At 56.5% G+C, this 13,332-nt stretch carries 6 protein-coding genes and 2 tRNA genes; 3 read left to right on the forward strand and 5 right to left on the reverse strand.

What is annotated here, in order from left to right:
• Positions 1 to 19 precede the first annotated feature (19 nt).
• Together AC1RKC_RS20075 and AC1RKC_RS20080 are read left to right on the forward strand one after the other, a co-directional pair.
• A tRNA-Met gene (locus tag AC1RKC_RS20075) sits at positions 20 to 96 on the forward strand.
• Positions 97 to 160: 64 nt separating this feature from the next.
• Positions 161 to 237 (forward strand) — tRNA-Met (locus AC1RKC_RS20080).
• Positions 238 to 364: 127 nt separating this feature from the next.
• Here the strand turns inward: AC1RKC_RS20080 and AC1RKC_RS20085 are convergent.
• Together AC1RKC_RS20085 and amiC are read right to left on the reverse strand one after the other, a co-directional pair.
• Positions 365 to 1,774, reverse strand: a complete 1,410-nt coding sequence (locus tag AC1RKC_RS20085; protein WP_493092749.1) for an MFS transporter — start codon at positions 1,772 to 1,774, stop codon at positions 365 to 367.
• 311 nt (positions 1,775 to 2,085) lie between these two features.
• Entirely contained in the window at positions 2,086 to 3,336 is a 1,251-nt protein-coding gene (gene amiC, locus AC1RKC_RS20090; RefSeq protein ID WP_046372763.1) for an N-acetylmuramoyl-L-alanine amidase AmiC, read from the reverse strand.
• 240 nt (positions 3,337 to 3,576) lie between these two features.
• On the opposite strand from amiC, the gene argA reads away from it, so the two are divergent.
• A complete protein-coding gene (gene argA / locus AC1RKC_RS20095) occupies positions 3,577 to 4,902 on the forward strand; it encodes an amino-acid N-acetyltransferase (protein WP_041414902.1) in 1,326 nt (441 codons plus the stop codon).
• Positions 4,903 to 4,945: 43 nt separating this feature from the next.
• Here argA and recD read toward each other — a convergent pair whose 3' ends face one another.
• From recD to ptrA, 3 genes are read right to left on the reverse strand one after another with little or no spacing between them, the layout of a single operon-like run.
• Entirely contained in the window at positions 4,946 to 6,796 is a 1,851-nt protein-coding gene (gene recD, locus AC1RKC_RS20100) for an exodeoxyribonuclease V subunit alpha (RefSeq protein WP_129983692.1), read from the reverse strand.
• Positions 6,793 to 10,344, reverse strand: a complete 3,552-nt coding sequence (gene recB / locus AC1RKC_RS20105) for an exodeoxyribonuclease V subunit beta (RefSeq protein ID WP_493092748.1) — start codon at positions 10,342 to 10,344, stop codon at positions 6,793 to 6,795. Before recB ends, recD begins: the two co-directional genes overlap by 4 nt.
• On the reverse strand, positions 10,341 to 13,229 hold the full coding sequence (ptrA, locus tag AC1RKC_RS20110) for a pitrilysin (protein ID WP_261440370.1): 2,889 nt from the start codon (positions 13,227 to 13,229) through the stop codon (positions 10,341 to 10,343). The genes recB and ptrA overlap by 4 nt, the downstream gene beginning before the upstream one ends.
• Positions 13,230 to 13,332: the final 103 nt, after the last annotated feature.

Raw genomic sequence — 13,332 nt, forward strand, 5'->3', positions numbered from 1 at the left:
GAAAAAAGTATTATACGGACGCGGGGTGGAGCAGCCTGGTAGCTCGTCGGGCTCATAACCCGAAGGTCGTCGGTTCAAATCCGGCCCCCGCAACCAACCGATACTGTACCAGCGGTATCTTATGAAAGTTGGTTTTCGATAATACAAGCATTAAGACGGACGCGGGGTGGAGCAGCCTGGTAGCTCGTCGGGCTCATAACCCGAAGGTCGTCGGTTCAAATCCGGCCTCCGCAACCAATCTTAATGATCACAGACAAGCACCTTAACGGGTGTTTTTTTGTATCTGAAATCCACCAATCCCGATTTTACTCCCGCGAACAACGCCCTCTCCCTAACGTCAATGAAATCAATTTAGCACACTCGATCAATCATAATGACTTTCACGTTTTTGCAACCACATCCCCCCAATGGCTAACGCCGATACCACCGCCGGCACCGCCGCAAGCAGCAACAGATCGGATGCCATCCAATGGCGGGCAATCAGTGCAGCCCCCAATAGAGGCCCGAGCATCGAAGCGCCCCGCCCTATACCCAGCCCCCAACCTAAACCGGTTGAACGCAAAAATGTCGGGTAACCGCCGGCAGCCAGCGCATTTACCCCCGGCATGCCGCCGACGACGAAAACGCCCGTAACAAAGACCGAGCTGAATAGTATCAGCAGATTTTTCGGCTCAAAACCTATCGCAGCTATTGAAAGGGCCGCAATTGAAAAGCCGGTGATAAGCACGCTGTAAGCCCCGAATTTATCAATCAGGCGACCCAGCGCCAGGGTGCCTAAAACCCCGCCAAACTGTAATGCTCCCGTGGCCAAATTGGCGATTTCCAGCGACAGGCCCGCATCCTTGATCAGGGTTGGCAGCCAATTTGCCAAAAAATAGAGATCGATAAGATTCATAAAATTCACCAGCCAAAGCAGCAAGGTGAACGCGGCACGGTTATCTCGAAAGAGATCAGCCACCGTGGCTTTGGCGCGCTGCATGCCAACATGGCTGTTGGAAAGATCGACGCTCATGGCCTGCTGCTCCGGAAACACTTTTCGCAAGGTTGAACGAATTGCCGCTTCTCCCTTTCCGCATCTCAACATCCATTGTGCCGACTCCGGCAGGTAAGCCCACATAGAAATCGCCAGGATAATCGGCAAAAGCCCCCCGAGAATAAAAATAGCCTGCCAGCCAACGAGCGGGATCAGCAAAGCCGCGGTAACGCCACCCAGCCCACCGCCGATCGCAAAAAAACAGGTTATCGCGGTGATATAGGTCGCTCGCTGGCGTAAGGGGCTGTATTCGACAACCAACGCAATACAGTTGGGCATCACGCCGCCTAAGGCTATACCGGCAAGGAAACGGAACGCCATCAGTTGGTTAACATTCTGGGCGAAGGCAGAACACAGGGTGAATACGCCAAAAATGAGCGTGGCAGAAATGATGGACGGCCTACGCCCGATGCGATCGGCCAGCCAGCCCAGAGCAAAGGCACCGATGGCAATGCCGGCCAATCCGGCGCTAAACACCGGGCCCAGCACCGCGGTTTCCAGCGACCAGGCATCCCGAATGGCCGGTGCGGCATAACCCATAGCCTGGATATCGAAACCATCACACAGAAGACAAAGCGCGCACATAGTCAGCAACAGCACTTGGCCGCGACGCGTCCCCGTGCTGTCTACCATTTCCTGAATGCTCTGCATTCCTTCGTTTGCGGACATTGACACGGGATATCCTTTTTTATGCGAATAAAATATATTTTTTAATAGAATATATTTTTTATCCCCTGTCAATCTGCAACACGGATTTTGCGCGCTGGTGTCTCAGAGTGTGAGCGAGTCGACGAACCTGGATCTGGAGCCTTAGCAGATGAGGAATGGGGAGTCACTCTTATTGCAGCCAACCATTGGCTTGACGATTGCCGGTGAAGGGGCAACGAAATGGGTGCTGCCGATAGGATTTGCGAGCTTTTCGTCGCCATTTTCAGGGACAATCAGGGATAGGAAGACTTGGCAAAACATTTGCCGCTGGGGCAAACTCCGGCTTGTTCAGGAATACAGTTATTGCGAAAGCGCAGCGGTCTGCAGATCCCCGCCGCCGCTCTCTAGCTGCGTGCAACCGCACCGCCGTTAGCAAAATACGCTTTGATACCTGCGAGAATAGACTCCGCCACCTGCTGCTGGAAATGGGTAGTACGCAGTTTGCGCTCTTCCTCTATGTTGCTGATAAACGCCGTTTCAACCAGGATAGAGGGGATATCCGGCGCCTTTAACACCGCAAAACCGGCCTGATCGACGCGATTCTTATGCAAACGGTTAATTTTGCCCATTCGGTTAAGCACTTCCTTGCCGAATTTCAGGCTGTCGTTGATGGTTGCGGTTTGTAGCAAATCAAACATGGTGTGATCCAAATAGCGATCGCCGCTTTTGCTGACACCGCCGATTTGGTCCGATTCGTTCTGGGTCTGCGCCAGGAACTTGGCCGCCGAGCTGGTGGCCCCCTTGGTCGACAGCGCAAATACCGACGAACCGCGCGCGGCACGGTTGGTGAAGGCATCCGCATGGATCGACACAAACAGATCGGCGCGCTGCTTGCGTGCCTTAGCCACCCTCACCTTAAGCGGAATGAAGACGTCCTCATTGCGCGTCATAAATACCTTCATGTTCGGCTCACGCTTGATTAAGGTGCTCAGGCGACGGGCAATCTGCAGTACGATATCTTTTTCACGCGTTTTGAATTTGCCAATCGCACCGGGATCCTCACCACCGTGGCCGGGATCCAGCATGATGACAATAGGCCGATCGCGCCCTGCTTTACCGGCCTGCGGTGCTTCCGCCGGTAAAGTGCGCTCAAGATCGCCCTTGTTGTAATCTTCCAGTAACGCCAGCAGTGGATCATAGTCTTCGCCGCTGCCGCCCTTGCTCGGGTACAGATCCATCACCAGACGATTGCGGTATTCCGGCACCGGCGCCAATGTAAACATGTGGGGCGTGACGCTGCGTTTAAGCTCCAGCACCAGCCTGACGGTGTTTTGATCGAACTGGCCGACACGCGCCTGTTTCAGGTAAGGATCGTCGTCGCGTACCTGGCCGACAATGCCCTTAAGCACGCTGTTGAGCTGCACGCCCTCGATATCCACCACCACGCGATCGGGATTGGTCAACGCAAACTGTTTATATTTCAGTTCAACGTTAGATTCGAGCGTCACTCGGGTATAGGTAGACGAAGGCCAGACACGTACGGCGATGACGTGCGACGAAGCGGCGACGCCCACCCGACTCACACTCAGCAACCAGCTAGCGGCAACCCCCTGCAATAAACGACGGCGGCCCAGATTGTGATTTGAGTTTGGCATGCGACTCCGGCAGTGGTAACAGATTAAAACAGATGAAAAAAACACCAGTAAACGGGAATGCCGAAAACTTTAACCAATCATTCCGGCGCTGTCATCAGAAAATCTTTTTATGGTTTTTCAATTTATTAACGATTCAGCGCCCTTAGCAAAGAAATAGAGACAATTTCCCACTTGCCATCAGGCCAATAAAAGAATAAAAATACAAAAATACCGTATAAATATGCAAAATGAGGTTTGGCCGTGAAGGAACGTAGTACAGAGCTGGTCCAAGGATTCCGTCACTCAGTTCCCTATATCAACGCCCACCGTGGCAAGACGTTTGTCGTCATGCTTGGAGGGGAAGCCATCGAACATGAGAACTTTTCCAACATCGTCAACGATATCGGGCTGCTGCATAGCCTGGGCATTCGTTTGGTGGTGGTCTATGGCGCACGGCCGCAAATCGACGTTAATTTGGCGCAGCATAATTACGAACCGATTTATCACAAACATACGCGCGTTACCGACGCCCACACCCTTGAGCTGGTTAAACAAGCAGCAGGCCTGTTGCAACTGGATATCACCGCCAGGCTATCAATGAGCCTCAACAACACACCGCTGCAGGGTGCGCATATCAACGTGGTCAGCGGTAACTTTATCATTGCCCAACCGCTGGGTATCGATGACGGTGTGGATTACTGCCACAGCGGTCGCATCCGTCGTATTGATGAAGAAGCCATTCATCGTCAGCTCGACAGCAACGCCATTGTGCTGATCGGCCCGGTTGCCGTTTCGGTTACCGGCGAAAGCTTTAACCTGACGTCAGAGGAAGTGGCGACCCAGTTGGCCATCAAGCTGAAAGCCGAGAAGATGATCGGCTTCTGCTCGTCTCAAGGGGTCACCGATCAGGAAGGCAATATCATTTCCGAACTGTTTCCCAACGATGCGCAGAAACGCATCGAAGAACTGGAAGAGAGCGGTGATTACCATTCCGGTACCGTGCGCTTCCTGCGCGGCGCGGTAAAGGCCTGTCGCAGCGGCGTACGCCGCAGCCACCTTATCAGCTATCAGGAAGACGGCGCTCTGGTGCAGGAATTGTTCTCACGCGATGGTATCGGCACCCAAATCGTCATGGAGAGCGCGGAACAGGTGCGTCGGGCCACGATTAACGACATCGGCGGCATCCTCGAACTGATCCGTCCGCTTGAACAGCAAGGCATTTTGGTTCGCCGCTCACGTGAGCAGTTGGAAATGGAGATCGACAAGTTCACCATTATTGAACGCGATAACCTGACCATCGCCTGCGCGGCGCTGTATCCGTTCCCGGAAGAGAAAATCGGCGAGATGGCCTGCGTGGCGGTGCACCCGGATTACCGCAGCTCATCACGCGGTGAAATGTTGCTGCAGCGGGTGGAGAGTCAGGCGCGCCAGATGGGCCTGCGTAAACTGTTCGTGCTGACCACCCGCAGCATCCACTGGTTCCAGGAGCGCGGGTTCACCCCGGCGGAAGTTGACGTGCTGCCAATGCAAAAACAGGCGCTGTACAACTACCAACGCCGTTCCAAAATTCTGCTGGCCGATCTGTAACCCGTGGCGGGCGCAGCATATGAACTGCGCCCCAAGCTCTCTCTTAACCCGTTATCTGTAACCGCTCTGCCAACCCACTGCGGCGTTGGGTCGGGGTGCGGATCGCCCGTAGTAAAACGGCTTCGGTGGCATACAGAGAAAGCTGCTTCCTCGCCCGGGTAATCGCGGTATACACCAGTTCGCGGGTCAGCACCGGCAAGAAATGATTGGGCAGTACCAGTACCGTATGATCGAACTCCGAGCCCTGCGATTTATGCACCGTCATCGCATAGGCGGTTTCATGCGCCGGTAAACGGCTCGGCTGCACCGACTTAATGCTACCGTCCGGCAGTTGGAAATGAACGCGCAGCTCGCCGCTCTCATCTCGCAAAGCAATACCGATATCACCGTTGAACAACCCCAGCGCGCTGTCATTACGCCCAATCATCACCGGACGCCCCGGATACCAGCGCCCCGCAGTTCCTGGCTTACGCTGGATCAAACCGGCGCGTTGCAGTCCCGTTTCAATCCGCTCATTCAACCCGGCAATACCGAATGGCCCCTCTCGTAGCGCGCATAGCACCTGGAATTGGCCAAACGCAGCCAGTATCGTCACCGCGTCAGCACCTGTCGCCACCTGCTGCAGATAATCACGATAGCCCGCCACGCACGCATCCAAAAGTGCCTGATAGTCTTGCGTTTCCGCCAACGGGTGCCCCGTAACGTCACTGAAATTGCCGCCCAGCGCCCATGCTGCCTTCTTGCCATCCCCGGCATTTACCGCAAAGGCCAGTTGACCAATGCCCGAGTTGGCATCAAAGCGATAGCTCTTGCGCAGCAGGCACAGGCTGTCGCGCACGGCTGCCTCCGCCTCGGCACTTTGCCCCTGCAGCAGACAACCCGTCAGCCGCGAGAGCTGTTCTGCCCGTGCCACGCTATAACCTTGCTCGGCAAAGCGGCAGATATCGCCCAGCACCGCGCCAGCCTCAACCGAAGACAGCTGATCGCGATCGCCCAGGAAAATCACCCGCGCCTGAGCAGGCAAAGCGGCAATCAGGCGCGCCATCATCGGCAGGTCAACCATAGAGGCTTCATCGACCACCAGTACATCCAGATGCAGCGGGTTGCCACGGTGATAACGCATACGCTGGCTATTGGGCTGAGCGCCTAGCAGACGGTGAAGAGTGGAGGCTTCGGTTGGGAACAGCGCACGTTGCTCCGGCGTTAGCGCCAGTTGCCTGCCGGCGCTGCCTAAGGATTCGGTCAAGCGCGCCGCCGCTTTACCGGTGGGTGCCGCCAACTGAATGCGCAAACGTCGGCCTTCGGCAAGCTGCACCAACGCGGCCAACAGCTTGGCCACGGTGGTCGTTTTACCGGTGCCCGGTCCGCCGGAAATGACGGCAATGCGCCGCGTGGCGGCCACCGCGGCGGCAATTTTCTGCCAGTCCGGTTCGTCGGTCGCTTCGCCAAATAATTGATCGAGAATGGTGCGTAGCTCGGCTTCTTCAACCGCCTGATGGAGGCTGTCACCGCTGATAAAATCGGCAACCTCACCTTCGTTCTGCCACATGCGCTGCAGATACAAACGCTGCTGTTGCAACACCATCGGCATCGCCGTGCTGCCATCGCCAACCGCCGCACTGGCGGACAGGCGCTGCTGCCAGTCGGTCAGATCGGGCTGCCCGGCCGCCAACCACACAGCCTGCGCCAGCTCTGGCTGACGTCCGTCAAAAAGATTCTCCGGCAACAACTGTTCCAGCATCAGGCAAACATGGCCGGCACCCGCCTCGGCGCTGAGGCAAGCGGCAGCCAATAAAATATCCGGCTGGTCCGCTGTGGCCACCACACGGGCAAACTGTAAATCCAGCGGGCGCAGCACGCCGAGTGCCTGCGCCTGTTCAAGTAAAGCTATCATGGCTCATCCTCTGCCGTAATGGCCTCGCCGCTGAACAACCTGTCCATACCTTCGACTAACGCTTGCTCTGGCCGACAGGCGAAGATGCCGTTGCCTGGATGCTGCGCATCCACCCCGCGCAGGAACAAATAAATCACCCCGCCGAAGTGCCGTTGATAGTCGTAGTCCACCAGCCGATGGCGCAGATAACGGTGCAGCGCCAGGGTATATAACTGATACTGCAGATCGTAACGGTGTTCTGCCATCGCCTGCTCCATCGCCGGCCGGGTATAGGCACTGCTGTCCTCGCCCAACCAGTTGGACTTGTAATCCAGCAGGTAGTACTTCCCCTGCCAGCAGAACACCAGGTCAATAAACCCTTTCAACATTCCCTGCACCTGTTGGAAATCCAGTGCCGGACAGCGAGCAGAAAGCGGATCGTAGTTTTTCACCAGGGCATCCAACTCACGGGCCTGCAACAGCCTGTCGATCGGCAGATAAAACTGCAGTTCCGCCTGCTTTTGCGGCGGCGCCAATGCCGACAGCACGACACCGGCATCATTGAGCGGAGTGTTAAGCAACACCTGCATCCACGCCAGCAGTATCGGCTGCCAGTGTTCGGCAAAGCCTTGTTGTTGCAGTTGCTCCAGCAGCCACTGTTCATCGAGCGGTTGGGTAAAATCGAGCGTTTCAAACAGGCTGTGCAAGAAAGTCCCCGGGGTAGCACCGCGAGGGAAAGTGTGCGGTGTGAGCGCTGGCTCACTGTCTTGAGCTTGCTCGCCTGCGGCATCAACATCCAGCCGCGGCAATAAATCCTGCATCAGGCCTGCGCCGTGCTGTTGCAAGCCGGTATAGCTGGTCACTCGCCAAAAATCCTGCACCTGACGTGAAAAACCTTTGGCGGCCAGTTCGCTCAATTCCGGCGTTTGCGGCAACCAGGGCTGTTCATCCAGCGTGTCGACCAGCGACAGCGCAACGCCCTCCCTGACAAGCTGTTGCAGGCATTGCTGCAGATAGGCCGCATCGCCGGCCTGGCCGGCTTGCACCAGATAACCCAGCGCACTGCGGTGTAAATCGGTATCCCCCTGCTTCTTGCGGGTGCCTTGGATCAGCGGCGCAATACCGATGCTGCAGTGATACACCGAACGGGTCAACGCCACGTACAACAGGCGTAAATCCTCCGCCAGTCGCTCCTCCTCCGCCCATTCGATACTTTCTTCATCGGCGTTGAGGTCAAGCAAAGCCTGGAAGCTCTGGCGATCGTGATACAGCACCTGCTGCTGTTGGCGGAAATTACCGACGAACGGCAGCCACACCAGATCAAACTCCAGCCCTTTGGATTTATGGATGGTGATCACCTGCACCAGATGGCGATCGCTTTCCAGACGTAGCTGTTGGTTGTCAGACTGACGATTGGGTTGGGCAATCTGCTGCGCCAGCCAACGTACCAGCGCATGCTCGCTGTCGAGCTGGGCTGAGGCTTCCTGCAACAGTTCCCCCAAATGCATCACGTCGGTCAATCGACGCTCGCCACCCTGCGTGGCCAACAGGTTTTCTGCCAGATGGCGCTGCTTCATCACCTCGCGCAACATCGGCAATACTCCCCGACGCAGCCAGAGGGAGCGATAGCCGTCAAACTCGTCGACCAGCCTATCCCAGGCGCGCTCATCCTGATTCAAACTGTCCAGCACCAATGCGTCCAATCCCATCAGCCCGGTCGCCATAGCGCTGCGCAAGGTTCGCTCCTGCTCCGGTGCCAGCACGGCCTGCAGCAACCACAGCAAATCCTTGGCCTCTGGCGTATCAAACACGCTATCGCGGTTGGACAAATAAACCGAAGGAATGGCCAGCGCACTGAGTGCATCGCGAACTAACGCCGCCTCGTTACGGCTACGCACCAGCACGGTAATGTCTGAAGCCTGCACCGCCCGGCGTTTATCGCCATCCACCAGCCAAGCCTGCTGCTGTTGCCCGGCGCTGAGCCAGTCACGGATTTGTGTGGCACACAGGCGCGCCATCAATTGTTGGTACTCACTAACGCCAACACCTTCTCCCTGCTGCAGCCAGAATTGCATTGCCGGTTGCGGTTGGTTTTGCAGTTCAAAAGCCAAGCCCCGGTTTTTTGCGGCGGCGGCCACGTCAATAAAGGGAATTTGGCTGAACAGGAAGGGTTTTTCCACCTGAGCAAACAGATGGTTAACGCTGCCGACCATTGCCGGTGACGAGCGCCAGTTGGTCTCAAGCGTATAGTGGGCGCTTACCTCTGAGCGGGCTCGCATATAGGTAAAGATGTCGGCACCGCGGAAGGCATAAATCGCCTGTTTCGGGTCGCCTATCAGCAGCAGGCCGCATTCGGGGCGGCCAACGTAAAGCTTTTGGAAGATACGGTATTGCTGCGGATCGGTATCCTGGAATTCATCGATCATCGCCACCGGATAACGCTGACGGATCGCCTGCGCTAACCGATCGCCGCCTTCACTGTGCAGTGCGCTATCCAAACGGCTGAGCAAATCGTCAAAGCCCAACTCAGCTCGTTGACGCTTTTCTTGCTGAATAGAAAGGCGAATCTCGCTCAATGCCCGCGCCATGATCAAATCTCGCAGCGTCAGCGGTTCATCAAAAAGTTCGTCGATAGCCACAAACAGCGGATGACGTGGCGGCTCGCCTTTTTTGGTTTTATCCAACAGCACCGACTGGCGGAATTTCTCCAGCTCTTTCGGTAGCTGATAGTCCTGCGTTTCCAGCACCGTCCATTCGCCCACCTTATGCAGCCAGTTGGGCAGATGTTTGGTGCTGTAGCTGCGCTTGTCCACGCCGGACTGGCTAATTAAGGCTTCCAGATCGCCCGCGGCCGACACCCACTGCGCTTTAATGGCGTCAATGCGCGCCACGATTTGCTCATGGCGCATCAGCACCGTTTCGTCATCTTTCGGCGGTCGTCGTAACAGCGGCGCTTCGCCATGCAAATAACCGGAGAGATCGGCCAGCAGGGCTTCCGGGCCGCTCCATTCCTGACTTACCGCCCGGGCCACGCCCAGCGGCAACGGGTAACAATGGCGACGCCAAAAATCCGCACAGGCCTGGCGACGCAGCGGCAACTCATCCTGCACCAGAGTCTGCTCAAACAGAATGCCGGACTCGAAGGCGTTATGGGTCAGCATACGCTGACAGAAACCGTGGATGGTGTATATCGCCGCTTCGTCCATCTGCCGCTCGGCCGCCAACAGCTGCGCAGCGGCGTCGGGCAGATCTTTAATCTCCGCCATCAACGAGGTAAATAACGGATCCTTGCTACGGCCACGGACACAGGCAATACGCAACCCATGGATATTGCTGCGAATACGTCCACGCAACTCCTCGGTGGCGGCCTCGGTAAAGGTCACCACCAGGATCTCCTCTACCGTCAGCGGCCGGGGAAAAGCCGCCGCCTGGCCCAGGCCAAGCAGCAGGCGCAGATACAGCGCCCCGATGGTAAAGGTCTTGCCGGTCCCCGCCGAGGCTTCTATCAGCCGTTCGCCAAACAGCGGCAACGTTAGCGGATCAAGCCGCTGCGGGGTAGTCTCTGTCATGGTGTAGCGACCTTACGCGGCATAGTTTGCTGCAGTGCGGACGCATTAGGATAAGTCACCCACTCCGGCTGCACGGCATAATCCGCCTTCTCCTGGCCGCTGCCGCTCACCTGCGACAATACCGCCAGACCCTGCGGCTGGATCACCGCCTGATGGAAATAGTCCGCCAATTTGACCGGCGTCAGTTGCTTGATCTGTTCAATCAGCTTATGGCGGGTATCAAACGCAAAATTGCCGCGATCGAAGTCATTGGCAAAACGGCCAGCCTCTTCACTCAGGGTTTGCGGGCGCTGTTTCAACTCGTTGATCATCGCCTGCTTATACTGTTCAAAGTCGGCCGGTTTCATCTCACGCAGGCGTTTTTCGGTTTTCGGGTAGAAATCCTGATAGCGCTGGTACAGATATGCCGGCTGCTTGCTGTTGCTTTGCAACAGGAAACCAATCCCCCACTGCCGCCCCACGGACATCGGGAAAGCAAATACCGCATAGCCCAATTGCTCTTGGGTACGCAACTGGCTGTAGAACCACGGCTGAATAATCTGGCCCAACAGCGAGCTGTAGGCCATGCCGGTCACTTCGTCATAGCCGGTCGGCACATAGACCGCTGCCAGCGCCGAGTCGGTGCTGCTGCCGGCACGCTGCAGGTTGGCCAGCTGTTTTTTAGCCACTTCAACGTCTTCGCCGTGCCACCATTCAATACCGGTACACCCCAGACGGTGTTTCAACGTGGAGGCCAGCGTATCCACCTGTTGCTTGCTCATATTGCCCACCACCAGCAACTCCGGTGTCGCATCGGCCAGCAGACTGTCGCGGTAGGCCAGCACGTCTTTCAGCGTCAGGGTTTTCAACACCTCACGGCGCTCGCTGCGTTCGGAGTACGGCACGCGGGAAACCATCTGCACCGGCTGAATCGCCAGTTCGAAGGCTTTGCCCTTTTCGGCAGAATCCAGTTGCTCCAAATACCAGGATTTGGCCTGCGCCAGTTGGTCTTCCGTCGGCGTGAAGCTGGAGTACCCCTCAATCAACGACGTCAGCAACTGCGGCAGACGCTGAGTGAAGCCGTTGGCGTTGAATTGCAGACCGTTGTTCGGTGAAGTAGAGAAACTCAAGCCGCCAACCGAGGCCTGATAGCTCAGTTGATCCAGCGAAATTCCCGCCAGATAGTCGGTCAACGAGAACAGCACCTGGTTGCGCGCCGAGTCCATGGTTTTTGCATTGCGGAATGCCACTGTAACGTCGGCTTTAGGCTCGTCGGCGAAGTAGCGGCTCGGCATATACAATACGCGCAGGCCCGGTTGGTCGACCACCATCTCCGGTTTTTTGAACTCGTGCGAAGGCTTGGTCAGACTGAAATCATCAGGAATATACGGGTTCAAGGCCGGTAACGACAGGTTGATCCCCTTGCCCAGTCGCTGCCACTGCTCGAAGCGCTGTGGCGTAATCTTATCGACCTGATAAGGCGCATTAACGAAGTAGGCCGTTTTGTTGTGTGGTTCATTCGGGCTGACAAACCAGATGCGTGCGTTTTGCGGCGTCATGGCGTCCAGACGCTCGGCAATCGCTTTGGCGTCATAGCGGTCGGCCAGATAAGGCGCATCCAGCGTATGTTCGACCGGCACGCGCAGCATGGTATCCACCAGCCATTCGATATAATCCATATCACGGGTGATCGAGGGATAACGGAAATCCAGGTTCAATACGTGGGAGATCTCATCAAAATAGCTTTGCTTGATGCCTTCGCTGCGTAACATCTTCAGGTAATTGAAAATTGCGGCAACCACCTCGTCACGTTTGGCCAGGCCTTTATCGGTCAGCGAAACGCTGATAGAAAACACCCCGCCGTTGCGATCGACCATAGGATCGGCCCCGGCATTGATTGCATCCGCCAACCCTTGCTTCTGTAGCCAGTCCGACAGCGTGTTTTGGCTGCGGTTGCCAATCAGGTAAGCGATATAGGTATCAGTTTTACTGCGGAACTCAGCGCTGTTGTTGTCGATGCGGAACTCGACCTTCAACTGCTTGCGCGGCTGGGCCGGCACATAGTGAATAATGATCCCCTGTTGCTCAGGCGTGACGGCCGGGACGGTTATCGGCGGTACGCTGGCATCATGGTTAGGTACGCGGCCAAAGGTTTTGGCCGCCAGTTCAGCCAATGCCGGCAAGGGTTGATTGCTATACAACACCCCCATCATCAGATTGGCGGAATAATAGCGTTGATAGAATGCGGTCAGCTCGTCGTGCAGCTTGCTGCCGGGCTTGTCTTTCAGGGTATCGAGGTTACCGCCGGAAAAACGCGCACTCGGGTGAGCCGGGTTTAGCGTTTCCGCCCCGACCTGCGCCATGCGCATACCGTCACGCGAACGTGCCATCGTCAGTTCGGCATTCACTGCATTACGTTCGCGATCGGCATTGCCTGGATCCAATATCGGCTCGGCAATGGCATCCGCCATGCGGTCTACCGCCGGGGCCAGCGCATCGTTTTCCACTTCCAGATAGAATGCGGTGCGGTAAGAGGCGGTGCTGGCGTTATGGCTGCCACCGTGTTTCTTCAGAAACTCGGACAGGTTTTCCGGCTGCGGATAGCGCTTGGATCCCATCAGCACCATGTGCTCCAGGTAGTGCGCCAGCCCAAGCTGGCTGTTCGGATCCTCCAGCGAGCCCACCGGCAGCGCCAGCGCCGCCAGCGATTTTGGTGCCTGAGCATCGGACACCAGCAGCACGGTCATGCCGTTCGTCAGTTTGATCGCCTGATACTGACGCGGATCGTGATCGCTTTTGTTGATCTTCTCCGCCAGCGGTTGCCATCCCTGTGCGGCCCAGCTCAACGGTGCCCAAAACATAACCAATAATACTAACCCGGTGATGCGGGCCAACTGTCTGCGCATATCCAAAATAAACCCCTATTCTGACGCCATCGCGCCAAATCCCTGACGTTGACGGCGTACATCAAAACAACACAACACAATAATATCTATATGCTTGTACGTT

The sequence above is a fragment of the Serratia sp. GW822-FHT06E05 genome, from assembly GCF_058799445.1.